This window comes from Paenibacillus sp. FSL R10-2796 (assembly GCF_037965315.1).
Taxonomy (GTDB): Bacteria; Bacillota; Bacilli; order Paenibacillales; family Paenibacillaceae; genus Paenibacillus_AQ; species Paenibacillus_AQ odorifer.
In genome coordinates this window covers 1,354,445-1,378,426 of record NZ_CP150178.1, presented here as the reverse complement: position 1 = coordinate 1,378,426, position 23,982 = coordinate 1,354,445, and the positions used below count along the sequence as shown (strand labels likewise).

The 23,982-nt window shown below is 44.8% G+C and carries 22 protein-coding genes; 4 read left to right on the top strand and 18 right to left on the bottom strand.

The window, feature by feature from the left end; genetic code table 11:
• Window positions 1-106: 106 nt before the first annotated feature.
• The 3 genes from NST58_RS06100 to NST58_RS06090 all read right to left on the bottom strand — a co-directional run bounded on the left by NST58_RS06100 (window position 107) and on the right by NST58_RS06090 (window position 3,225).
• Window positions 107-634, bottom strand: a complete 528-nt coding sequence (locus NST58_RS06100; RefSeq protein ID WP_339246744.1) for a GNAT family N-acetyltransferase — start codon at window positions 632-634, stop codon at window positions 107-109.
• A 61-nt stretch (window positions 635-695) separates the two neighbouring features.
• Window positions 696-1,184, bottom strand: coding sequence for a hypothetical protein (locus NST58_RS06095; protein ID WP_036686793.1), 489 nt, complete (start codon window positions 1,182-1,184; stop codon window positions 696-698).
• Window positions 1,185-1,245: 61 nt separating this feature from the next.
• Window positions 1,246-3,225: a TetM/TetW/TetO/TetS family tetracycline resistance ribosomal protection protein gene (locus NST58_RS06090; RefSeq protein WP_248547876.1), complete on the bottom strand. Its 1,980-nt coding sequence runs from the start codon at window positions 3,223-3,225 to the stop codon at window positions 1,246-1,248.
• A gap of 187 nt (window positions 3,226-3,412) precedes the next feature.
• Here NST58_RS06090 and NST58_RS06085 point away from each other — a divergent pair, with 187 nt between their 5' ends.
• Window positions 3,413-4,204: an SDR family NAD(P)-dependent oxidoreductase gene (locus tag NST58_RS06085; protein ID WP_339246740.1), complete on the top strand. Its 792-nt coding sequence runs from the start codon at window positions 3,413-3,415 to the stop codon at window positions 4,202-4,204.
• An 85-nt stretch (window positions 4,205-4,289) separates the two neighbouring features.
• Window positions 4,290-5,261, top strand: coding sequence for an S-layer homology domain-containing protein (locus tag NST58_RS06080; RefSeq protein ID WP_076129528.1), 972 nt, complete (start codon window positions 4,290-4,292; stop codon window positions 5,259-5,261).
• A 1,935-nt stretch (window positions 5,262-7,196) separates the two neighbouring features.
• Here NST58_RS06080 and NST58_RS06075 read toward each other — a convergent pair.
• Window positions 7,197-7,991 (bottom strand): hypothetical protein, encoded by a 795-nt coding sequence (locus NST58_RS06075; RefSeq protein ID WP_339246737.1) that lies wholly within the window; start codon window positions 7,989-7,991, stop codon window positions 7,197-7,199.
• A gap of 169 nt (window positions 7,992-8,160) precedes the next feature.
• Between NST58_RS06075 and NST58_RS06070 the strand changes: the two genes are divergently transcribed.
• Window positions 8,161-9,216, top strand: a complete 1,056-nt coding sequence (locus tag NST58_RS06070; protein ID WP_339246734.1) for a GIY-YIG nuclease family protein — start codon at window positions 8,161-8,163, stop codon at window positions 9,214-9,216.
• A gap of 45 nt (window positions 9,217-9,261) precedes the next feature.
• Here NST58_RS06070 and NST58_RS06065 read toward each other — a convergent pair whose 3' ends face one another.
• The 14 genes from NST58_RS06065 to NST58_RS06000 all read right to left on the bottom strand — a co-directional run bounded on the left by NST58_RS06065 (window position 9,262) and on the right by NST58_RS06000 (window position 23,315).
• Entirely contained in the window at window positions 9,262-9,603 is a 342-nt protein-coding gene (locus tag NST58_RS06065; protein WP_076186722.1) for a hypothetical protein, read from the bottom strand.
• 184 nt (window positions 9,604-9,787) lie between these two features.
• Window positions 9,788-12,016, bottom strand: a complete 2,229-nt coding sequence (locus tag NST58_RS06060; RefSeq protein WP_076129532.1) for a Tex family protein — start codon at window positions 12,014-12,016, stop codon at window positions 9,788-9,790.
• Between the two features lie 172 nt (window positions 12,017-12,188).
• Complete coding sequence (locus NST58_RS06055; RefSeq protein WP_076100052.1) at window positions 12,189-13,388, bottom strand: MFS transporter; 1,200 nt, start codon at window positions 13,386-13,388, stop codon at window positions 12,189-12,191.
• A 172-nt stretch (window positions 13,389-13,560) separates the two neighbouring features.
• A complete protein-coding gene (locus tag NST58_RS06050; RefSeq protein ID WP_081383506.1) occupies window positions 13,561-14,169 on the bottom strand; it encodes a TetR/AcrR family transcriptional regulator in 609 nt (202 codons plus the stop codon).
• A 156-nt stretch (window positions 14,170-14,325) separates the two neighbouring features.
• Window positions 14,326-14,676 carry a type II toxin-antitoxin system PemK/MazF family toxin gene (locus NST58_RS06045; RefSeq protein WP_036686777.1) on the bottom strand — a complete coding sequence of 117 codons (351 nt, stop codon included), beginning with the start codon at window positions 14,674-14,676 and terminating at the stop codon, window positions 14,326-14,328.
• Between the two features lie 3 nt (window positions 14,677-14,679).
• Window positions 14,680-14,961: a CopG family ribbon-helix-helix protein gene (locus tag NST58_RS06040; protein ID WP_025698676.1), complete on the bottom strand. Its 282-nt coding sequence runs from the start codon at window positions 14,959-14,961 to the stop codon at window positions 14,680-14,682.
• Window positions 14,962-15,176: 215 nt separating this feature from the next.
• Window positions 15,177-16,358: an alanine racemase gene (gene alr / locus NST58_RS06035; RefSeq protein ID WP_036686775.1), complete on the bottom strand. Its 1,182-nt coding sequence runs from the start codon at window positions 16,356-16,358 to the stop codon at window positions 15,177-15,179.
• 188 nt (window positions 16,359-16,546) lie between these two features.
• Window positions 16,547-17,632, bottom strand: a complete 1,086-nt coding sequence (locus NST58_RS06030) for an outer membrane lipoprotein carrier protein LolA (RefSeq protein ID WP_076129533.1) — start codon at window positions 17,630-17,632, stop codon at window positions 16,547-16,549.
• Window positions 17,633-17,838: 206 nt separating this feature from the next.
• Window positions 17,839-18,012: an aspartyl-phosphate phosphatase Spo0E family protein gene (locus NST58_RS06025; protein WP_076129534.1), complete on the bottom strand. Its 174-nt coding sequence runs from the start codon at window positions 18,010-18,012 to the stop codon at window positions 17,839-17,841.
• A 147-nt stretch (window positions 18,013-18,159) separates the two neighbouring features.
• A complete protein-coding gene (locus NST58_RS06020; RefSeq protein WP_339246730.1) occupies window positions 18,160-19,545 on the bottom strand; it encodes a helix-turn-helix transcriptional regulator in 1,386 nt (461 codons plus the stop codon).
• A gap of 255 nt (window positions 19,546-19,800) precedes the next feature.
• Window positions 19,801-20,559, bottom strand: coding sequence for a DUF3600 domain-containing protein (locus tag NST58_RS06015; protein WP_076129536.1), 759 nt, complete (start codon window positions 20,557-20,559; stop codon window positions 19,801-19,803).
• A complete protein-coding gene (locus NST58_RS06010) occupies window positions 20,546-21,133 on the bottom strand; it encodes a sigma-70 family RNA polymerase sigma factor (protein WP_339246726.1) in 588 nt (195 codons plus the stop codon). The genes NST58_RS06015 and NST58_RS06010 overlap by 14 nt, the downstream gene beginning before the upstream one ends.
• Window positions 21,134-21,789: 656 nt before the next feature.
• Window positions 21,790-22,752: a DUF4367 domain-containing protein gene (locus NST58_RS06005; protein ID WP_076186727.1), complete on the bottom strand. Its 963-nt coding sequence runs from the start codon at window positions 22,750-22,752 to the stop codon at window positions 21,790-21,792.
• Window positions 22,749-23,315: a sigma-70 family RNA polymerase sigma factor gene (locus tag NST58_RS06000; protein WP_312150323.1), complete on the bottom strand. Its 567-nt coding sequence runs from the start codon at window positions 23,313-23,315 to the stop codon at window positions 22,749-22,751. Before NST58_RS06000 ends, NST58_RS06005 begins: the two co-directional genes overlap by 4 nt.
• A 218-nt stretch (window positions 23,316-23,533) precedes the next feature.
• Here NST58_RS06000 and NST58_RS05995 point away from each other — a divergent pair, with 218 nt between their 5' ends.
• Window positions 23,534-23,953, top strand: coding sequence for a MarR family transcriptional regulator (locus tag NST58_RS05995; protein ID WP_076129540.1), 420 nt, complete (start codon window positions 23,534-23,536; stop codon window positions 23,951-23,953).
• Window positions 23,954-23,982: the final 29 nt, after the last annotated feature.

Sequence of the window (23,982 nt, the reverse complement as noted above, 5' to 3'; positions counted from 1 at the left end):
AAAAATAGATGTACGAAATACAGTTATATCCTTTGGCGGGTTATTTGCAGGATTATAGTTGTACAAAATACAGTTAAAGGCTTCTGCACATCGCTCCCCTTGGCTCTTAATCCCCAACAGTCCCAATATCCCTCCACCCGATCATGATCTCTTCAACAATCTCATTCCTAATCTTCACTTCTTTTGTCGCAACAGATTGCCCACCCACTTTGTGGTAGAAATGAATCGCGGGATTTCCTGTTACCACCCAAGTCATGAACGAGCTATAATTTTTCTCCAATAAATTCTGTGCTACGCTTCTTATGAGTTGCCTTCCAAGACCCTTTCCTTGCTGTTCCTTAAGCAAATAGAGTGCATATAGCTCCGCATCATAGAGATCAGAGAGATCTGACCCTCTTCGCGTTCCTCCATTTGCAAAACCAATAATCGTCCCAGCCCCATCTTCGGCCACATACATAACCTCGTCTTTATTGGGGTTTTCAAAATTCCGAATCCAGAGCTTTCTTCTTACTTCCACTGTGATTTTATCGAGAAACTCGTCCGAAATTAGCCCTCTGTACGTGGTTTTCCAACTCGCAGCGTGGACAAAAGCGATCCCGTCTATATCACTAGCTGTTGCTTCTCTAATCTTCAATTTATTTCCCCCTCAGATTTCCGATAAAAGCTTCAGCTAGTCCAAGATTGACAGTACTTGCTTATGAATAGTAACTATTTAAGGATTCTCTAAAGACATTAATGGGCTCTTTATAATCAATAGGTTTATATATAATAGTGTTCAACCACTTATTCCTCTCAAGCAAGCTGCTGAAATCACTTTGAGCTACCGAATTGTATAGTGTTATTTCATTCATTGTTCCAAGTACACTTTTATTATTTGTACGGGATATAGTGATTTCTCCGGCCTCTAGTAAATACTGATTTATGAGCTGCTTCTTAAAACCCTCCTGCAATAAATACTCCTTAAGTTCTATTCTGAACTTTTCAACCAATTTATCAGCTTGACCACTTCTTATTCCATCCAATAATATACATAACCGGCTTGCATCATGTACAAATAAAATATGTTTTTTTCTGAGTTGCATAATATTCACATGCCAACTAAAAAAGGAGGAGATGTCTTCTACTTCTACTGGAGCTACTTTCATATCTTTTAATAATTTCTGAGTATATCTTAGTACTAACATCGCTGACACGCTCCTTTGTCTTCACCCTGCCTATTAGTCTCAATAGTCCTTCTACCTCAATTTACCCTTGCAGTGCCTTTCGCACGCTTAATATATATTTCGCCTGATCAAGTGGGTTCACGCCCCGGCGGGTGCGCTCAGCAGATACGTCTGGTGGACATTCTTCATAGCCGGCAAAAAAAGAAGTAAACGTGCTGCGCCCCTTCGTGTAGGAGCTTAAGCTGACAGGATAATCGAGTGACGTTGCCAGCGGCAGACGTCCTTCGATAATCATCCGTTCGCCTTGCAGCACGGGAGGCTCGAACGTGCCGCGCATCTGCACGAGGTCGTTCATCACCCGGCCGCCATTCTCCTCAGGGACCACGATGCGAACCTGCAGAATCGGCTCCAGAAGCTTAGTGCCTACCCGAGCGAGTCCGTCCATAATTCCCATCGGAGTCGCCACAGCAAAATCCAGCGGATGGGTATGCCATACATGATGCTGTCCCTCGGTCAAGGTCACTTTAAGGTCGGTAACCTCCCAGCCATACAAACCCTGCTGCAAGGCTTCCGGTACACGACGTGCGGTTTCGCTCTGGTATTGCGGCAGCAGATCGGAACTCCGCACTATCGAATCATAGACTAAACCACTGCCCGGAGGTCCAGGCTCAATCTGAAAGCGTAGAATCGCCCAGCACGGTTTCGGCATCGTGTAAGCGATAAAACCTTCCCCTGCACGGGCTGGCGTTTCTTTATAAATGACAGAAGGCTGACCGAAGGTCACCTTCAGCGCATATCGCTCCTCCAGAACACTGTTCAGAATCTCCAGCTGAATCGGTCCCATTACTTTGATATGCAGCTCCCGCTCATCCTGCAGCCACTGTGCATCCAAAAGCGGATCTTCATCCGCCAGCTCCTGCAGCGCCCCGATAACCTTATGGTCATCCATATCTGGCTCCCAGAATACACGCACCGTTAGCAGCGGCACAGCCAGCTTCGCCTCCTCCGGAATGGCCCCCGGATGGCCGAGCACATCTCCGATGCGCACCCCGGAAAGACCATAGATAACAGCAATATCTCCCGCTTCAAGCGCTCCGACATCCTCGGTCCGACCACCTTCGACCTTGCGGATCTGGGTCACTTTTCCCTGAATATCCTGCGTATAATTCAACAGCGTATCGCGGTTACGAATCGTCCCTTCATACAGGCGGACAAACGCCATCCGTCCCATACTTTTATCACGCTGAATATTGTATACGATGCCTGACACCGGACCCTCCACATTCCCACCAGCGCGCGGAAAATACTCAACCATCGCATCCAGCAAGGCAGTAATCCCAAGCCCCTTGGCGGCGACGCCATAAACCATCGGAAAAAAGCGACCTGATGAGGCGGCTGTTTTCATATATTTTTTCCATTCAGCCAAATCAATCGGACTACCAGACATATACTTCTCCAACAGCTCTTCGTCCCGTTCAGCTAAAGCCTCTAATAATTCTGTTCGCTTGTTAGCATCAGCTTCATTCTCCCATAAATCTCTTGCTCCTATGTACTCCTTCTCTTTGCCGATGGGTTGCTGAACTGGAATGATATCACTAGACAAATAATTTCGCGCCTCTGCCAGCACAGCTTCAGGGTCAGCACCTACACGATCCATTTTGTTCACAAAAATAAGTGTGGGGATTCCCAGCTTGCGCAGCGCGTTCCAGATCATCTCGCTTTGGGCCTGCACACCCTCCACGGCTGAAAGAACAAGCACCGCACAATCCATCACCCGCAAAGACCGCTCAACTTCGGACAGAAAATCGACGTGCCCCGGGGTATCGACCAGATTAATCTGCACACCTTTCCAAGCAAAAGAAGCCAATGCCGCCCGTACGGAGATCCCCCGCTGCCGCTCCACATCCATAGAATCCGTCAATGCCGTCCCCGTATCTACGCTGCCAAGCGCTCGAATGCGACCGCTTTCATACAAAATATGCTCCGTTGTTGTTGTCTTCCCGGCGTCCACATGGGCAAATATCCCCACATTAATCCGTTCTGCTCCCTGCTGCTGAATCATCTATAGTTCCCCTATCATGAGCTAGATTTATCTAAATTTATCTGAATTTATATTATTTACATCCTTATGTTCCATAGTAATATATCCATCCACGTTGTTCCACCCTCCAGTTCAAATGGTTAGATTCAGCTATGCCGGGTATGTAATTACTAATATAAGAAATTTAACGCCGAGGAGGAAATTCATCATGACAGATAAACGTTTACAGGATAAAGTTGCAGTGGTTACAGGTGCTGGTTCCGGTATTGGAAAAGCTACAGCGATACGGTTTGCCCAACAGGGAGCTAAGGTATATATGCTTGACCGCACTCCCGAGGATTCCTATGAAACTAAACGTGAGATTGAATCTATTGGCGGTACAGCAACAGTAATTGAATGCGATGTCTCCAATCCAGGTCTGGTCGAAGAAAGTATTCGTAAGGTTGGGGAGGCGGCCCAGAAGATTGATATTATTTTTGCCAATGCTGGCATTAATGGTACATGGTCTCCCATCGAAACACTAGAAATCGAAGATTGGGACCAGACACTGAATACCAACCTACGCAGCACCTTTGCCACAGTAAAATACGCCATCCCCCACATGAAAGAAAATGGCGGCAGCATCATTATCACCAGCTCCATTAACGGCAACCGAGTATTCTCGAACATTGGCGCTTCCGCTTACTCATCTTCCAAGGCAGGACAAGTTGCTTTTATGAAAATGGCTGCACTAGAGCTGGCGCAATACGGCATCCGTGTAAATGCCATCTGTCCTGGATCAATCGATACACAAATTGGAGATAATACGTATAAAAGCGATGATCTTCAAGAAGTGAAGATTCCTGTGGAATTTCCGGAAGGTAATCATCCGCTGGAAAATGCACCAGGTAAGCCTGAGCAGGTTGCCAATCTGGTATTATTTCTCGCATCGGATGAATCTTTTCATGTGACGGGAACTGAAATTTATATAGATGGTGCCGAATCGCTACTGCGTGGATAATATTTTACTTGAACCGTTATAATATTTTAAATTCTATGCAACATTTTGGTCTAATCTACCATCTAAGAGTATGGAGGTGACGCAAATGAAAAAACCATTATTCATAAATAACGCTAAAAAAATGACTATAGCCTGCGGCATTTTGGCAGCGAGTGTGTCTTTTGGGGCATCCGCTTTTGCTTTTTCAGATTTGAAAGGTGATCCTGCGGAAGCAAAAATCAACTCTTTGCATAAAGAGGGGATTATAAACGGAGTAGACAAAGATAAGTTTGCTCCTAAATCTAAAGTAAGCTTTGCGCAAGGGATACAATTCATCGTTGGGGGTCTGAATCTGACTCCGCAACCAGCGGCAGGTAGTAGTTCTTCCAAAGCGAGTGATTATTTTGATAAAGTGAACGACAAGGCCTGGTATGCTTCGGCTTTCCTGACTGCCAAGCAAAATGGCCTTTCACTCGACCGGACAGTGGATCCTAACGGAACCATCACCCGTGCTCAGTTCGCGCACTTATTGACGCAAGCGCTGCAAAGTAAAGGTAACTTCCCTGTTACGCTGATGTATGTAGATATTAAGGATGGCGATAAACTCTCTACTGAGGTTATAAATAGTCTCCAGATTCTGCTGAATACACATATTGCCACACTCGATAAGAACGGTAATTTCCGGCCAAATGATGCTATTACCCGCTCTGAAGCAGCCGCTCTGATCTATGATGCAGCCGCTTTTGCTAAACGTGTAATTGTATCTAATGGCAGTCCCACTACTCCAACCTACGAAACAGAGGTTACGTTGACCAAAGCGGGTGAAGGCGTAAATAAAGCCACCCTTACCGTTAATAATCTACCTAACCCCGGGTATGGGCTGGTGATTGAGCGAATCGAATTTGGTAAAGACAATACAGCTGTGATTTACTTTAACGTGACTGCTCCTGAACCAGGGAAAATGTACGCGCAGGTGATCACAAAAGCATCTGTTGCCACTTATCTGCCAGATGGATACAAAGCTATCGCTCAACCTGTAACTGGCTCCGCCTCTTATTCGTCTAGCGCGGCACAATAATATAAATTGAACTTGAGGGTTTTAGAGTTAAGAGTCAGTCGCAGCTGCGGTGAATATTTGGATTCCAGCTACCGTTTATGACGGCTGAGATACGGAGAAGCTTATGCTTACGAAGATGGCTTTCCCATGGAAATCTTAGCAGCGGTTGCTATCGCTCCTACAGTCCCAAAGTTCCCCTTCGCCTCTCTTCCCTTTCCTCAGGTATCTAAGTTCATTTTTATAAACAAATAAGGGATGCCTCAAAAGCCATCATATGGCTACTGAAGCATCCCTTGTTGTTCCTTCCCCCTTTATCCCAACTCCAAACTCCGAATGATAAGGTAACGGATGCAGCCGCTATCGAACTACATAATTGCTATTGTCTTAAAAAACATCCAATATGGGCCTATTTCTAACGACTAGCTGCACTGGGCCCGAACTGTGCTCCAATCGCAATAAATTTGCAAATAACGTCGCTGGGTTCGCAAGCTAACTCAGGCTCAGAAATGCTGATTACTTAGCAGTGATGAACATCAGACTTCGAGCGATTAGATCATTTTTGTGTGCATAAAGCTACTTGACGGGGATGAACATCAAACTTCGCGAGATTAGATCATATTTGTGTGCATGAAGCTACTTGATGGGGATGAACATCAAACTTCGAGCGATTAGATCATTTTTGTGTGCATGAAGCTACTTGACGGGGATGAACATCAAACTTCCAGGGATTAGATCATTTTTGTGTGCAAGAGGCTACTTGACGGGATGAACATCAAACTTCGAGCGATTAGATCATATTTGCACGGACGTAGCTTCTATCGGACCCAGATGACCTTATTCGCAGAAAAATGCCAATTTCACGATACTATCGGACTCCACCGTCGCTATTGGCACAAAAAGCACCATAGATATGCCTTTTTCTAATGAATAGCTGCACTGGAGTCCGAAACTATGCCCTAATCGCTAAAAACACGCGAATAGCGTCATCTGGGTCCGTTAGGCTCAGCGTATATCAATGGATATGAAAATCCGCTAAAGCAGGTAGCCAAAAACAAAATACAGGTCAGCGATGCTCCAATGTTTGCGGTATGCGAACGTAGCAGATGGGTGTGTAGCAGTTAGGTATGCAGTAACTAGGTGTTCAGTAACTAGGTGTGCAGCAGTTAGGTGTGCAGCAACTAGGTGTGCAGCAGTTAGGTGTGCAACAGATGGATTTGCAGCGGATGGGGTTGCAGTAGCTATCGGACCCAGATGACCTTATTCGCAGTATAATCGCACATTTGGACTACTAAAGGACTCCATCGTCGCTATTGGCACAAAAAGCACCATAAATGTGCCTTTTTGTAATGAATAGCTGCACTGGAGTCCGAAACTGTGCTCCAATCGCTAAAAACACGCGAATAACGTCATCTAGGTCCGTAAGGCTCATCCTGTATCAACGAATATGAAAATCCGCTGAAGCAGGTACCCAAAAACAAAATACAGATCAGCGATGCTCCAATGTTTGCGGTATGCGAACGTAGCAGATGGGTGTGCAACAGTTAGGTGTGTAGCAGTTAGGTATGCAGTAACTAGGTGTTCAGTAACTAGGTGTTCAGTAACTAGGTGTGCATCTGTTAGGTATGCATCAGTTAGGTGTGCAGCACTAGGTGTGCAACAGAAGGATTTGCAGCGGATGGGGTTGCAGTAGCTATCGGACCCAGATGACCTTATTCGCAGTATAATCGCACATTTGGACTACTAAAGGACTCCATCGTCGCTATCGGCACAAAAAGCACCATAAATGTTCCTTTTTGTAATGAATAGCTGCACTGGAGTCCGAACCTGTGCTCTAATCGCTAAAAACACGCGAATAGCGTCATTTGGGTCCGTAAGGATCAGCGTATACCAACGGACGTGAATAATAAGTTGAAGCAGGCAAACAGCGTCCATAATAGCGCCGTCTGAGTCCGTAAGCTAAGGCGTCCATTGATCATGAATAATGCCGACTAATGCATGGTCTTCTCCGATCTTTTCGAAGACTAGGCGCAGGCTGCGCCAATCCATACCCTCGACAGAAGGATCGATACCAGCAATATGATATTCAACGAAATCATATTGCTCCTTAGGATACACTTCGTTTAAGTTATTGATCGTCGTCCCTTGCCCAAGCCCCTTGTTCACAGCAATTTCGGCCTTCTGAATGAAGTCCGCATCATAAACAAACCGCTTGTAGTAATCTGCGAATGTCAGCTCGATTAAATCACCGGAGCCAGCAAATGTTCGCCAGACTCTTTTGGTAGAGTCATTCATTAATCCTTCTACTTCCTCCCGGGTGAATACAAGATCATTTTTTGTATCCACGTATGCATATGGAGAGAAACGTAGCCCTTTATCCCGATGTACCCATGCCGCTAATTGCTTCATATCCTTGTTTTTAATTGACCTTATAACCGTCGTCGCTGCTTCCTCAACTGATGGCGGTAATCCCTCTAGATCCTGCGGCTGCCCCGTACTTGATGTCTCAGTCTCCTGTGGTGATTCCGTAGTAGCCGCTGACTGTGCAGTTGATGTCTGCTCTGGCGTCTGCTTTTCCGTCTGCTCTGGTGCCTGCTCGGGTATCGGCTTTTGCGTCTGCACTGGCGTCTGCTCTTGTGAATGCTCTGGCGTCTGCTTCGGCTCCGTCCCTGCTTCTGGCGTTCCGCTACATGCTGTAAGCCATAACATTGCTGCTATCAGCGCCAGCCCACCGATTTTTTTTGCGAAGTACATAAGATCCCTCCTTAGCTTCGATCCTTCACTCTTTAGACTGATTTGAACAAATGAAGGTTGCAAGCTTATACTAAAACTATCAATCATACAACTCTTATGAGAGGGCGGGGTTATCATTCATTTAACAGAAAAACTTAAAAGCCTTCCCCTAACTCCCGGTGTTTATCTCATGAAGGATAATCTCGGTCATATTATATATGTTGGCAAGGCAAAACAGTTAAAACGGAGAGTCCAATCTTATTTTCAAAACTCAAAATCTCATTCCCCAAAGGTTAAGCAGCTTGTAAGAAATATTAAAGATCTGGAAATCATCCTTACGGATACAGAATTCGAAGCCTTTATGCTGGAATGCAAATTAATTAAAGAGATCAAACCCATGTACAATAAAAAAATGAAAAATCCGCAGGCTTATACCTATATCGTAATAGGAGCGGATGAAAAAATACGTTCGTTAGAGATTACCTATGATCCTGCGGTCAAAGAAGGCACTCAGGTTTTGGGTCCCTATACAAGCAGAAGCACGGTTGAACGGGCAGTACAAGGCATTAAAGAAAGCTCAAAAATCCTTTGCAGCAACCCTAGCTTTAAAAATTCCCTATGCCTAAACCATTCGCTTGGCCTATGCATTGGGATGTGTGCAGGCGGAGATGCCGCTGTTCAATATAATAAAATTATTGATCGGGTCATTGGCTTACTAAACGGCTCAGATTCCAGCATCCTCGAGGAAATGGAGCAACGGATGGCAGTGGCCGCGGAGCACTATGACTTCGAAACCGCCGCCAAATACAGGGATTATATTGGAGCTGTTAGCTTCCTGATTCACAAAGAAAAGGTCATCGAATTCGCTCAAGAGAATCAGAGTATTGCTGTTCTTGAGGCCATGAATGAACAGACGCTTAAACTCATTCTGCTCAAGGGCAACCGTATCCTGTCCCATACCAAGCTACAATATGATCAACCGGATATCACCCACCTGCAAGCGGCAATAAAGTCAGCGATTATGACCACTTTTCACAGTGAACCCAATCAGACCCCGGCAGCGATCGGCCGCCATGAAATTGACGAAGCACAAATAATATACAGCTATTTAAAAAGCAGCTCCTGCAGCTATATCATCATTCAAGAGGATTGGCTTGCAGCTGAGCAACGTTCCAATATGGAGGCTTCGGTAAATGAGCTGTTGCAGATTTTTTTAAATGCGCTTCCCTCTCATTCCTATAATTAAAAGGTACGGGTTGTAACTGCGGTAAATGTTTGGACTTCCGGCTGATTATAGTAAACGGCGGCCTGCCTTTGCAGGCTGCATTTTTCGGTTTTGCTTCTTCAACAATCTTTTATAGCGTTTCTGAGTGTAAAGCACCTCACCCGCCTCCATTACCGTTTCCTTCGCCTCATTAACAACCAGCTTAGTTTCCTCCACACATTCCTTCATACGATTGATCTCCGATTTGAATCCCTCAGACCTGTCCTTCGCCTGCTCCAACGTGATCTGAATGTTTCCCTTCATCTCATCTATAGGTTCTTTCAACCCCTCTACTGATTGCTTAACTCCGTCAAGGGATTGCTTCAGGCCATTCACACTATTTTTTAATTCTTTCAATGGATTTCCCACATCTATCTCCTCCTAATAATAAGCCATTAGTTCAACTGTTACTCTAAACTTACCCAAAGAGTGCACGTCCTTCACTTCTATAATGACAAAAAGGGTTCCAGCTGAAAATAATCAACAAGAAGCCAGTCCCCAATAATGGAGACTGGCTTCTTGTTGTCGTTCTTTGAGGATCACTGCGATCTGTCTACTTTACGCTTCCCGCCTCAACACGCGGCGGACGCATCGTCAAGCTGACCCGGCCCTTCTTCAGGTCAACCCCCATCACCCAGACGGTAACATTGTCTCCTACGGAGACAACGTCCATCGGGTGCTTCACAAAGCTGCCGCTGAGCTGGGAAATATGCACCAGCCCATCGTTTTTGATGCCGATATCGACGAATGCGCCGAAATCGATAACGTTGCGGACGGTTCCCTGCATTTCCATGCCAGGAACCAGGTCCTCGATCTTCAGCACATCGGTGCGGAAGATCGGCAACGGCAGCTCCTCGCGCGGATCGCGGCCCGGACGCTGCAAGCTCTCCAGGATGTCGCGCAGCGTAGGCACGCCGACATCCAGCTTCACAGCCAGCTCCTCGGCATTTTGCACCTCAAGCTGTGAGGCCACTTCTTTGCTGCCAAGCTTATTCACATCGAGGCTTAGCTCACGGAACAAACGATCCACCACCGGATAGGACTCGGGGTGAATAGGCGTGCGGTCCAAGGTGTTGTCTCCACCCGGAATCCGGAGAAAGCCGATACATTGCTCATAGGACTTGGCACCTAGACGAGGTACCTTTTGCAGCTGCTTCCGAGTCGTGAACTTGCCGTTCTCTTCCCGGAATTTAACGATATTCTTAGCAATTGTTCCATTAACCCCTGCTACATAAGAGAGCAAGGCAGGAGATGCCGTGTTCACATCCACGCCAACATGGTTTACCGCTGATTCCACGACGGCTTTAAGACTCTCCTCCAGATGCTTTTGGGAGACGTCATGCTGGTACTGTCCCACACCAATAGCTTTCGGATCGATTTTCACCAGCTCCGCCAGCGGGTCTTGCACACGACGGGCGATAGAAGCCGCGCTGCGCTCCGCTACATCCAGATCCGGGAATTCCTCCTGCGCCAGCTTGGAAGCCGAATAGACACTCGCTCCCGCTTCATTAACGATCAGGTACGCCAGCTCTGGATTGCCAATCTCGGCAATCACTTCTGCTGTAAACTGCTCCGTTTCACGCGAGCCTGTACCATTGCCGATTACGATGAGCTGAATGCCGTACTTAGCAATCAACTCTTTGAACTTAGCAGCAGCTTCGAGCTTCTTGTTGTTCGGCGGCGTCGGATAGGTCACAGCTACCTCTAGCAGCTTACCTGTATCGTCTACAACAGCCAGCTTACAGCCAGTACGGTATGCAGGGTCAACACCCAGCACACAACGTCCCTTTACTGGCGGTTGCAGCAGCAGGCTACGTAGATTGCCAGAGAAGATCGAAATCGCCTGGTTCTCCCCACGTTCGGTCATCTCTCCACGAACTTCACGCTCTACAGAAGGAGCAATCAAACGTTTGTAGGCATCCTCAGTCACTGCTTCCAGCAGTTCCTTCACCGGGGATGGCCCTTTAATGATCTTCCGTGCGATATAGGCATGAATTTTATCAGTGACGACCTCAATGCCTACCTTTAATATATTTTCACGCTCACCACGGTTAATTGCTAGGATGCGGTGAGGTGGCATTTTGTGTACAGGTTCACGGTAACTATAGTAATTTTCGTATACAGATTCTTGTTCTGCATCCTTTGCTTCAGACACAAGAATACCTTGACTTGCTGTATACTGGCGAACCCAAGAGCGGATCGCAGGATCATCTGCTATGTTCTCGGCAATGATATCCAGTGCGCCTTGCAGCGCTTGGTCTGCGCTCTCTACTCCCTTTTCCACATCAATATATTTCGATGCTTCAGTCTGTGGATCCCCTTGTCTTTGCTGCTCCAAGATCCAGTTAGCAAGCGGCTCAAGTCCTTTTTCCTTCGCAACACTAGCCCGCGTCTTACGCTTTTGCTTGAAGGGACGATACAAGTCCTCTACTTCCTGAAGCTTGACCGCATTGATAATTTGCTCATGAAGCTCTTTGGTCAGCTTGCCCTGCTCTTCAATATTGCGTATAACGTCTTTTTTACGTTCGCCTAGATTGCGAAGATAACCCAGCCGTTCTTCAATATCACGAAGCGCATTTTCGTCCAGCTCACCCGTCATTTCCTTCCGATATCTGGCGATGAACGGAATGGTATTTCCCTCATCCAGCAGTCCTACCGTAGTGCGTACCTGTTTCAGACTAATGTTCAATTCCTTGGCAATCGCTACGGTTATCAATTCCTGCTCCCGCTGTGCGTTTGCCTCATCCGTAATGACTTCCGTATTGCTGTTATCTACCGCCATTAGTATCCCTCTTCCCGTACACAATCTGCTTATACATATCTTGATCTCATAATTAAAATAGTATCACAGATTCGGCTCTGCACCAAAGACCAGCCCGAATAGCGCGCTTTGTACTGAACCGCTGTGCGATAAAGCGAGGCATGGTAGAGTGGTCAGAGCCCGGATTCGGCGATTACGCCCGCTGTCCCATTCCCCGTTTTCCGGAACTCAGTGACAATACAAAACACAAAGCCAGAACGAGCGCGGCTGCCCCATATGGGAAGTTAATACTAAGATCAAACAAATACCCTGCGACGATAGGCCCAGCAATATTTCCGAGACTTGTATAAGCTGAGTTCATTCCCGCTACGAAACCTTGCTGCGATTCTCCGGCCATCTTGGAAAGCTGTGTGCCTACTGCTGGACGCAGAATATCCATTGCAAAGAACACAATAAAGGTAACCGTAATAATCGCCCAAAAGCCGCTTACAAACAAGGTCAGCAGAATAAACAATGATGAGACTATAAGACAAGTGGAGATCACCTTGTTCTCCCCGAATTTATTCAAGATCCAGCCAAACGCGGACACCTGCACCACCGCACCTGCAATAGAACCAAAGGTAATTACAAAAGCGATATCCTTAGGCGTAAAGCCAAATTTATGGTCCACGAACAATCCGAACACCGTTTCATAATTAGCCAGCCCAAAAGCCATGACAAATACAATAATTAAGCCGAAAAAATACGGTTCGCGATAAGAACGCATCAGCTGCGTCAAGAAGCTTTCCTGATTATTTTTTGATAACGTCGCTTCCTTACGTTTCTCTTCAGATAGAGACTCAGGCAAAATTAAAACTGTAATTAGAGCTGCAACTCCAGCTGCCCCAGCCGCACAGAAAAAGGGTACCCGCATTCCAAGCTCAGCAAGATAACCGCCAATCCCAGGACCAATAATAAAGCCGGTGGTAATGGCTGCATTAATTAGCCCCATTCCTTTAGCTCTCTCTTCAAAAGAAGTCGTGTCTGCTACATAAGCCATAACTGCCGGCATAATTAAAGCAGCTCCTGCACCACCAAGCAATCTCGAAACGAACAAGAGCCAGGGTACATTGGCCAGACCAAAAATCAGCTCCGATATCGCAAACACGATCAAACCTGCTACAATCACCTTTTTTCTACCGATTCTGTCGGATAATCTGCCGGCAAATGGCGATATTAATAATTGGGCAAGCGAGAAGGAGGCGACCAAGAGCCCGACAGTACTTCCGCTGATCCCAAGCTCATTCATGTAGGTTGGCATTATTGGGACTACTAGCCCAATTCCAGTAAAAGCCAGAAAAATATTAAGCATAACAAGCAGCATAGCGCCTCTGTTTCTAAGTAACAATGACATTGTATTAACCCTCCGTGTGTTTAAAGCCAAAACTTCGAATATTATGCATGTTAAGACCGACCATCCGGTCTAAATAATAGTAAAAAAATAACCCTTCCTATTCCGGTGCCTTTGAGAAGCTTCAGCCTTCATGTTCCTGAATGTAAAGCTTCTTTTCATGCCCCTCGTTATCTTACCCCGTACGGATCCCTTGTAATAATAAATTTACTGCTTCCCGGTAATATTTTTTTATATCCTCCTGGGTCTTCTCATGAATCGAGAATTCAGAAACTCTTCCAATCCCTTCAAGCATGCCACTCACGATGATTACATAGTTCTCTAAGTCGCCCTTTACCAAATATCCCGTTTCAATACCTTCCTTCAAAAGATCACGACAAGCATGTGAGGCTGCTTCATAAAGAAGTGAAAGCCGCTTGCTAATCTCTTCCGGGTGGCATCTGCTTCTGGAGAATTCCTCGAGCGCATGAATCAATGGATTCTGAAAATCATTTGCGTAGTGTTCGGCTAACGCATAAAATCGTTCTTCGATCCCTACAATTTCCTGTTTCTTATCATCCCACGCTTGCAGCCACTCTAACGTATCCACTTCCACTACAAATAGAAAAAGCTCATCCTTGCTCGGAAAATGGTGATACAGACTGCCTTTACTGACATTCGAGGCTACACAAACTTCATTCATAGTTACGGCAGCATAACCCTTCTGTACAAACAGCTGCGTGGCCTTGCGCACAATTCTTTTTTTAGTTTCTTCTCCGTCTGAGCGTCCTTTGATTCTAAGCACCTCCTAAACCGACCGTACGGTCTAATAATATCAGATCATTTTCAAAAAGTGAAGACCTAACGATTCTTTATTTACTATACGCAAAAACGCACATTAAAAGACGCCCGGATTCGTACCCGAGCGCCAATCTCATGAGTTATCTATAACCTAGGGTGATTAAAAATCAATCAGACCAAGGCTGATTTGCAGCGATTCATCCACCTTTTTCATCGTTTCATCATCAAGGTGGGTGATCTTGTCAGTTAAGCGTTGTTTGTCAATCGTCCTAACCTGTTCCAGCAAAATAACAGAATCTCTGTCAAAGCCATGAGCAGCTGCGTCAATTTCCACATGTGTAGGTAACTTAGCCTTCTGGATTTGGGCTGTGATTGCAGCCACAATTACCGTCGGGCTAAAGCGATTGCCAATATCGTTCTGGATGACCAGAACTGGCCTTACTCCGCCTTGTTCAGAACCTACAACCGGCGAAAGATCAGCAAAAAAAACATCGCCACGTTTAACGATCAATGTCTACACCCCGCTTACTAAGCGGCCAAGAGTGCTGTCTGCATCTTCCTCCGCGAGGAAAGCCTCGCATGCCATGGTCAAGTTGATCTTAGCCATTTCCATGTAGCCGCGCTGCATGGACTCCCGGATGGAACGTTTCCTCCGTTCGCTCAAGTACAGCTTCATGGCCTGCCTAATCAATTCACTCCGGTTGGAATTCTCCAATTGAACAATTCCGTCCACTTCCTGCAAGAGATGATCGGGCAAGCTGATCATGATTCTTTTGGTGTTCTGCAAATTAGCCACCTTCTCTTCCACCCCCACAAACCTTCTGCCCTTGTGTTCCAGTGTTACAATATACAAGGAATTTTATACAAGGAATATATGCCGCCAGTATATCAAGTATGCTGCATCCCATTATAAACTAGAAATGGTGGTTCGTATAGGCTTTTAGTCACATCTCCTAATACGAAACAATTCCTTCTATTTTCTCCCTTGTATAACATCACTGTCAAGAACTTTCAGTTTGTGAGCAGAGCATTTACTAATTTAGGAAGTGTGCCTTCACTTATATAAACGCGGGGCACCCGATGAGCCAACATGCAGATAACCTCGTAGTGAATTGTTCCAAGCTGGAGAGCCAACTCGTCTGCCGTGATCATCACGTCAGCTTGACGGCCGATGAGAACAACTTCTTCGCCTGCTTTAATTTGTTCCGCTTCTGCAGCGAAAGATTTGAGTGATACCATACACTGATCCATGCAGATTGTTCCGACGACAGGAACGCGGCGTCCACGTATTAGCACCTCCGCTTTGCCAGTTAGCATGCGGGAATATCCATCTGCGTACCCCACAGGTAGCGTTGCAATAATCTCCTCGCTCTCTGTGATGTACCTAGTGCCGTAACTGACGCCCCAATCGGCAGGCAGGCTTTTGACATATACAACCTGCGTCTTCAGCGTCAATACCGGACGTAGTTCTACCAGTTGACGGTTCACCTCTGTGGAGGGATAAAATCCGTACAAGCTGATGCCTACACGCACCATGTTGCTGGATAAATAAGGTGAATCAATGGCCGTAGCGCTATTGCCCGTATGTATGATCGGGATCTGAATGTTCTGCTCCCGCAGCGTTTCCGCCACGCTCATGAACCGTCGATGCTGTTCCAGTGTATAGCTTTTGTCTTGTTCGTCTGCCTTGGCAAAATGGGTAAACATACCCTCCAGCTCCGCCTGCGCAACAGACTGCACTTCAGAGATAAATGCAGGTGCGTCAGCTGGTAAAAGACCCAGTCGTCCCATCCCGCTATCAATCTTGATATGCACCTTCAGCCGATGTTCCGGATCTATAGGAAGCTGTCTTATAGCCTCCAGTACCTCCGGTGTGAACAGTGTTACAGTTACATGGTTCTCCCAGGCAACGGCTATTCCTTCTGGGGAAGTGTAGCCAAGCACCAGTATAGGAATCAGTATTCCCGCCTGACGCAGCTCCAATGCTTCATCCAAAAAAGCCACACTAACATAATCTGCTCCGAGTCTTTCCAGCTCCCGTGTCACTTCCACTGCTCCATGGCCGTACGCATTTCCTTTGACGCATCCCATAAACTTTGTCTCTGCCGGCAAGTAGCGGCGAAAGGCTTCGTAATTGGCACGCAAATCATCCAGATTAATTTCGGCTACTGTCGGTCGATAGCTTGCTTGCACTTCAAGTCACCTTCTTACGTTGTAGTAAAACGTCATTGCTGCATTGCATTAATCATTGTCTTAGTACCAATGGTAATGCTACAGAAGGTGGCTGTCAATGTGTGCTGGAGCCCCGGCAAATAAAGAAAAGCGGATACTACGTTGTAGAGGAAAGAATCCCACAAAACGCAGTATCCGCCTACTTTTTATTATTTACCCGATTGTGCCTCCATAGAAGCGGCAATTTGCATCATTTCATTAGCAGGAAGATTGGCACTTGTAATTCGGTACTCTACTCCCTCAGACATCCAAGTCAATGTCTGCTGCTCATCCCCACTCAGAACTCCCCATGTAAAACCAAGGTCTTTCAGGGTTCCAGGCGCCAGTGCTACCGCACGGTCCAGTGGACGGGATTCCATAATAGTGTACTGATAAATCCCATCATATCGGATGAGAACAGCATGGTCTTTGTTCCCCTCCAATTTATGGGAGTCCTTAAACTCTACACCAGCTGGAATATAATCAGGTTCAATGATCCCAAAGTCTCCAAGCTCTGCAGCCACTGGTTGCTCAGCCGGTTCTTGGCCTTCAGGAGCTGTAATTGGATTACCATTCTCATCAACCTCAGCTACTGTGCTCTCTGCGGACTTACCCGAGGCCATGTTCTTTTCCATATCAAAAGAATCCTTGGTGAAATCCGTATCGAATTTGAAGGTGTCAAACTTCACGTTTACAACTACCTTCGCTTCAGAATCCGAGACTTGAACCTGTTTAGGTTCATAAGTCTTTTTATCAAGCCAAATCTTTTGTCGTACAAGGGCATTGCTTTGATAATTCGCGGCTACCTCGAACACATAGTTATCCCCATCTTCCACAAATTGGCGATTATTATCCGAAACTATGCCACGAACCAACGTCTGATACAGATAGACCTGCCCTTGATCATCCGGCCAATCGCTTTGGAAGCGGAAGCTCTTATTCATACTTGGTGTGAGTACGAATACTCCCTCATCATTACGAAGTACGATCTGCGTAATATCCTTCTGAACATTTGCCAAGCTGATCCGGTAGTAGGAAGGATTCTTGTACCATACCTCTACCTTATACTCCTGCGGCTGTTCCCCGGTATACAGGGTCATTGTGCCAGAACCTTGGTACGTTCCCTGCTTACTTTCCAACTTGTCAGCCACATTGTTCAAATCCTTGACTACGGAAGCGGCATCCTTCTTCCCGCACCCCGTCATCACCAGGGCCACGCTCATAATGATCGCGAGTACCCATGTTATCCGGCGCATGACATCATCCCCTTAACCTGTTTTGAATGCATTGATTAGTACATGTCTATGAGGGACTTGGCCGCAATATGCAGACGGGCATGACAAGCGTGCAGCATTGATTTATTTTATGAGCTCCAACAAGCCAAAAAGCCCGCGCACAGCGCTGGCTCTATACTTCATCAGAAGTTGCAATATCATTATGTAGGGTGTTTTAACCATTCTCTTCAATTCTCGTTATCACTATGTACTGCTTTATTGTACTGATTAATTAATTCATCTAATCTCATGGACTGTCTGATCACATTTGGATGCGAAAGCCCTCCATGTTGCCTCTCCATCAAATAAAGTTTGTTTCTAGCACCCTCTATTCTCTTTTGGATAATTTCCTGATCATTCATTAACACTACCTCCCTAATGAAATATTCTAGAGGTATATGTCAAATTCTTAATTTTACATTGAAGTGCATTACTAGAATTCAAAAAAAGCGATTCCTGATTTAATCAGGGAACTCTCTTGATTGATATCTTCTATGAAACTATCACTACTAAGCACTGTCAATAACAAAGCAATTTTTCTTTTCATTGATTCTAAGCAGATTCTGGTACTCTTTCTGCGTTTCTAAAGATGCAATATGCCGAAGCTGCTCAAACATTCCGACACACTTAATTATACATGATTCGTTATTAATCCTTACAGAATTCTCTAAACTATCCATTATATATTTTATACTAAGCTCATATTTTCCTCTTCTTATATAATACAATGCTATTTCAGCCATAAAAAAAGTGTATCTGTCTTCGATAATTTGTCGATTATAACATTTAAGATTTCGCTGCTGATCTCTAAAATCTGATATTTCTGGCTCAAACCGCTGAAGAATATCATCCACATTAAAATCATAGTGGTTGGCTGCCTGAAAGATTTTGAACAGGCCTGGAAGAAATTCTTCTTTTCTATCTTCAATATAGGTCACATATTCCGGAAGCATTGCTGCATCACCTTTTAAAATTTTCAGCAAAAAAATATTAGCCTGCGCCCAACCCATACATTGATTCATGAGTTGCAAAGCTTCCTCCGTATCCTCACGAATCCAGCTCATGTCCATGTAAAGGTTGATATAATGCAATGCTCTATCATAATCTCCAAGCTCTCTGTAAACTACTGAACGTAACACATAAGAATATAAAATATATGAAAATAAGGGCATTGCAGGTTCCTTTTGTACCCCGTTTTTTCTGGCTCGCTCATTATTATAATTATATTGAATGGATGCTTTTTTGCCCAATTCCTTAGTCATTACCATTACCTTATCCCAATGCCTCAAAGCGCTATATGTATTCGCCAGAACCTTCAGTGCGTCAAGCTGATCAACTTCATCAAGCCGATTTACAAAGCCCTCAAACTGCACCGCTGCCCGCAAATTCACATCCTGATCGCCCCCTAGAGCAATCGTAAACAATCTGTATTGGCAAAAAGCCAGCCGCTCTGAATGCTGATACTTCTCACTCTCCGCCACACTCCGGTATAACAACGCTGCAGCTTCATATTTCCCTTGTGCAAAGAAATCTTCTGCTGTATCAAACAACGGGTGTGTATAAGATAGGCTGTCCATCATGATTCCAATCACCCGGCTTATACATTCCAGCTTATCTAGTTCAGCACAGCGATATAGAAAAGGTCGAAGACGTCTCCAATTGGGATTGGAATGTATAAAACACTCCTCCACATACATATCGTAAAAGCAGCCTTCCTCTAATCCCATACCTTTTGTAATCCGATCTAATTGCTGCATGGCTATAGGACGATTCCCATTCATAATGTTGCTAATCGTGCCTGAATTTACTTTAGATACCTCTGCGAATTGATTAATTGTTATTCCATTCTTCTTGAGGTAGTCCGCCAGTTCTGCACGAATGGTCATCTGCTTCATGATCAAAGCCACCTTTCGCCATCATGATTCATATATAGATCAATAGTATTTAAATAATAATATGTCTAATTATTCCAGTGGTCAAATACTTTTTTTGACTCAATTGATTATACATTTATTCAATTAGTGATGTATAAAATACAAATTAGCCGAATGTAAAAAACCACCAGAACACAAGGTGTATTAGACCTTTTCTGGTGGCTTTTCTAATGTTACTTCTATCCATCGTTATTCAATACATGCATTTAAATTCAACTAAGAACTAGGTTTAATCATCATGTCCAGCTTATTTATATAAGGGCCGAGCGCTTCAATTAACTTCTCTTGGTTTTGTATCTCCTCTTTCGAAAGCCGATCCATATGAACACTTCCATCTGCATCAAATACCTTGGCATCATAGCTTTGCAACTCATTTATTAATTGTTCGATCTCCGCAAACTCTTCTTTAGTAAGCCTCTGTTCTGCTTTTTCCAGCAAGCCATCCCAGAAAGTATCACGATCAACGACAGCTGACTTTGCCTTAGGGATTTCCGTTTCATTCATTTTCTCAAAATAAGGTTTAAGCTCAACCTGTAAATCGTTATATGCCTTTTGATCCTTCGCACTTAACTGTTCCAGGTGAAAGACTCCTTCAGCATCGGCCATTTGCAGATTGTAAGCTCCCAATTCCTCTAGTAATGACATCAATTTTGTGAATTCCTCTTCGTTAAAACTTTGCTTCGCGCTCTGCAGTTTGGCTTCAAGCCTGTCATATTGTTGCTGGGTTACTCCAATCGTAGCAGCAGTTGCTTGTGAGCCATACAGGGTATCCGCCAAATAATTATATCCGGCATATGCTCCAGTAGGAATTAATAATGCAGCCGCCAAAATGCTTGCTACAAGCCATTTTTTCATTCGTCTTCCCCCTAACCTAGTCTCGGTCTGATTTAGTATTTGCTCCTTCAGTTCCGGTGGGGCACTTAGATTTCTCGCCTCTTCCTGCAGAACTGTCCGTAACTCTTCATTGAAATTCATGCAGGTCCTCCACCTTTCCCTTAAAAAGAGTATGATTTTCTGGCTTCTGACGAAGCTTATGCAGTGCAGCATGAATACAGGATTTCACCGTACCCAGAGGGATACCCAGTATCGCGGCACTTTCTTCCTGTGAATATTCATTTAAATAGTGCAGAATAATCACCTGCTTCAGCTTAAATGGAAGACGATCAACACTTGCTAGTAGACGGCGGTTAGCTAACCTGTCCACAACATCACTAGTGAAATCAGGTTCCATCCTTAGATCAGTCTGCTCTATTTTTTTGACCATTCGGAGATGCGTCCATCTCTTTCTTCGATAGGCATGAATTTGCCGCATAACCAGCCCCATAAGCCAAGGCCTAAAAGGACGATTGACGTCAAATTGCTCAAGCGACCGGTGCACCTGAATATAAATCTCCTGAACAACATCATCCACATCGGAGGTTTCGCGAACGAGAAAATGAACGGTCTGATACACATCCCGAATCGTTGCTTCATATAGTTCACTGTACGCTTCACGGCTGCCGGCTAGCGTAAGCGCAATGAGCTGAGAATATTCATTTGGATGTTTCATCCCTCTCAATCCCTCCTTCGGTCTTACACTATGTATTGGTAAATAGAGAATAAATCGTTCGATTTATTTTAAAAAAACAACCAGGCAGCGATTTTCCGGTTATTGGAGAATCGCTGCCTGGTGTTTTTACTCTGCAGCGGCTTATTGGAGTAGATGAAGTCGGCGGAAGCTGGTCTTCAGCTTTGCTTGAGCAGATTATGCGCAGGTGGAAGCTGGTCTTCAGCTTTGCTTGAGCAGATTATGGGCGGTGGAAGCTGATCTTCAGCTTTGCTTGAGCAGATTATGCGCAGGTGGAAGCTGGTCTTCAGCTTTTCACACCCGCTTTGGCCGGACCCTGCCGAAATCTATGAGATAACTGCATTCTGTACACTTATTCCGTATGTAAAAGGGTTTACTCTGATTTTAAGTGTATTCTATACAATTAAAAAGCAGAGAAACTTCCTATAGTGGTGTAAATCGTGAAAATAAGTGTACGAAATACAGCTATTTTCATTGGAAAGATATTTCGCAGAAATATAGTTGTACGAAGTACAGCTATATTCTCCCAATCGTTGTTTGCATGTGCCCTCAATAAAGCGAAAAAGGGGAGATCCATATGGATCATCCCCTTACCCGTTACACTCGAATAGTAACCACCTATCTTACTAAAAAATCAGTCAGCGGATAGACTCAGCAACTTTGATCAAATCATTCTTGTCCAAGCTAGCTGATGTTACACCGTATAACACTCCATTGGCTTCCCAGTCCAACCCTTTTCCATTAACCAATACAGCATCAACTCCGTTAATCTTCACTTTTTCGATGGTGCCATCCGTCGACATCTCATAAGCCGTTTCGGAATCAGCGTGCCGCTGCTGCATCGAGATGATCTCATCGGTAGCTTCATTAACAAAATATAAATTAATATATTTGCTGTTGATCACATCACCATTGCTATCCTTATAAAACTCTGCACGATCAAAGGTATAACCCTCTGGTAAATACGCCGGTAAGCCCACATCAAAAATCGTATATTCGTTTAGCTTGCTAGAATCCCTCTCGATCAGCAATTCCGCTTTCTCTTGATCCCTCTCAGATTGCGTAACCAGTCTGCCGTCTTCAACTCCGACGATTTTTTCCCCATCAGCATTGTAGATATCACCTGCCTTTTGAGCAGCGTCGAGGGTCACAAGCGCATTTCCTTTGCTATCAAAAATCTTCCCCTTTAAGTCATCCGGAATCACGTTGGAATCCGCAGAAAATTCTACTTCATGGGCTACAATATGGCCTAAGTTTATCGTTTGCAATACTTTCATTAACAGCTCCTGCGCAAATGACGGCTGCACAAAAGTTACACTTAATACGCTAACCACTAGCAAAGTTGCCAGCATAACAGCAGGACGTCTTAATCTATGTTTTGTATGCAATCCTTTCTCCTCCTTTTGGCCGGCATACTTTCTCCGTGCCTTATTCAGAATGGCTGTTTTGTCAGAGCCCTCGCTGAGATCTTTATGGGCCAGAACCCTGCCTAGCTCCAGCAGCTCCTTGTACTCCCCAGCACCCTTTAAATCATTTGCCGCTCCATATATACTTTCATCTAAATCTGCTGAGAACTTCTGCTGTATGTCTTTACTGTTCATAGCTGCTCCACGCTCCCTATTTCAGTCTTCAGCTTTTTCATAGTCCGGTAGAGTATCACACCGATATTGCTCTCCGAAATTCCCGTAACCTGGGCAATCTCTCTATTTCTCAGATTAGCACCAAATTTTAGAGCCACAATATTCCGCTCCTTTGAGCTCAATGTATTCAAGGCTTCGTTAAGCCTTCCACTACGTTCTCCCTGGAGGATCAAGCTTTCCGGATCTTTCCTGCTAGAAACCAGTTCCTTGACGGCATCCAGCGAAAAGAAAATTTTCCTTTTAAAACTCCGGTAATGATCATTGACCACGTTTCTGGCAATGGCGAATAACCATACCTCTAAAGGAGCTTTTTCCTGAGAATAGGTCGATAGTTTCGCCAACGTTTTCTCAAAAACGAGGCTTGTCAGATCCTCAGCCGTATGGAGAGAACTAACCCGGTAAGCGATGTAGTTAAATATTCTTTTATAGTAGGTTTCAAAAATCGTTGTGAACAAAACATCTATGTCAGCATTTTCCTGTATATTCTCTTTTACAAAAGGATGAAGCAATGCGCGCTCATGCATCAATCGAACTCTCCTTTCCCACCACATTTTCACTTAGCTAAGTAAATTCATCAGTTAATACGATATATTTCCAATTCCATTACAAGATATAAAAAAAGAAGAGTTCCAGCGCTAATTTCAGTCTTTCTAACCAAGCTACAGTAACCCGTCAACTTGACAAGCTTATTATAGCTTCTATATATTTTAGTAACTAAAGTAAATTGGAGCGAGGCAATGTTATGAGTACAAAGGAAGAGAAACAAAATGCTATCCATAAGGTCATGGAATCTATGGCAAATGTGCAGCAGAAATCCCAGTTTTTCATTGATATGATCACTAAAAAGGAAACCCTGACTCACAATCAGATCATGCTGCTGTTTCAACTCCGGCTTACCGGAAGCTTGAACATTACTGACATCTCTGAACGCTTCGTGGTTACACCCGGAGCTGCTTCTTCCATGTGCGATAAGCTTGAGGAAGCTGGACTTATTGAACGGGTGCGGACTAAAGAAGACCGCAGAGTTGTCAATATTGTCCTTACAGAACAAGGTGATCAGCGTATCCATACAATATTTGAAGCATTTCCTACCCCTGATCTGAATAAAATCTCCGGAACTTTAGAACAAATAAATAAATTGATGGAACAAATGATGCACTAACAGCCTTCATTTTGCTCCTTATCAGCTAT

What these genes read in the sequence shown, in the direction of transcription:
- NST58_RS06030 (WP_076129533.1), bottom strand. Translation starts at nt 17,632, where the DNA reads ATGCGCCGGATAACATGGGTACTCGCGATCATTATGAGCGTGGCCCTG.
- NST58_RS06095 (WP_036686793.1), bottom strand. Translation starts at nt 1,184, where the DNA reads ATGTTAGTACTAAGATATACTCAGAAATTATTAAAAGATATGAAAGTA.
- NST58_RS06000 (WP_312150323.1), bottom strand. Translation starts at nt 23,315, where the DNA reads ATGCATGAGCGCGCATTGCTTCATCCTTTTGTAAAAGAGAATATACAG.
- NST58_RS06085 (WP_339246740.1), top strand. Translation starts at nt 3,413, where the DNA reads ATGACAGATAAACGTTTACAGGATAAAGTTGCAGTGGTTACAGGTGCT.
- NST58_RS06080 (WP_076129528.1), top strand. Translation starts at nt 4,290, where the DNA reads ATGAAAAAACCATTATTCATAAATAACGCTAAAAAAATGACTATAGCC.
- NST58_RS06020 (WP_339246730.1), bottom strand. Translation starts at nt 19,545, where the DNA reads ATGAAGCAGATGACCATTCGTGCAGAACTGGCGGACTACCTCAAGAAG.
- NST58_RS06055 (WP_076100052.1), bottom strand. Translation starts at nt 13,388, where the DNA reads ATGTCATTGTTACTTAGAAACAGAGGCGCTATGCTGCTTGTTATGCTT.
- NST58_RS06015 (WP_076129536.1), bottom strand. Translation starts at nt 20,559, where the DNA reads ATGAATTTCAATGAAGAGTTACGGACAGTTCTGCAGGAAGAGGCGAGA.
- NST58_RS06090 (WP_248547876.1), bottom strand. Translation starts at nt 3,225, where the DNA reads ATGATTCAGCAGCAGGGAGCAGAACGGATTAATGTGGGGATATTTGCC.
- NST58_RS06005 (WP_076186727.1), bottom strand. Translation starts at nt 22,752, where the DNA reads ATGAACAGTAAAGACATACAGCAGAAGTTCTCAGCAGATTTAGATGAA.
- NST58_RS06075 (WP_339246737.1), bottom strand. Translation starts at nt 7,991, where the DNA reads ATGTACTTCGCAAAAAAAATCGGTGGGCTGGCGCTGATAGCAGCAATG.
- NST58_RS06025 (WP_076129534.1), bottom strand. Translation starts at nt 18,012, where the DNA reads ATGAATGATCAGGAAATTATCCAAAAGAGAATAGAGGGTGCTAGAAAC.
- NST58_RS06070 (WP_339246734.1), top strand. Translation starts at nt 8,161, where the DNA reads ATGAAGGATAATCTCGGTCATATTATATATGTTGGCAAGGCAAAACAG.
- NST58_RS05995 (WP_076129540.1), top strand. Translation starts at nt 23,534, where the DNA reads ATGAGTACAAAGGAAGAGAAACAAAATGCTATCCATAAGGTCATGGAA.
- NST58_RS06010 (WP_339246726.1), bottom strand. Translation starts at nt 21,133, where the DNA reads ATGAAACATCCAAATGAATATTCTCAGCTCATTGCGCTTACGCTAGCC.
- NST58_RS06060 (WP_076129532.1), bottom strand. Translation starts at nt 12,016, where the DNA reads ATGGCGGTAGATAACAGCAATACGGAAGTCATTACGGATGAGGCAAAC.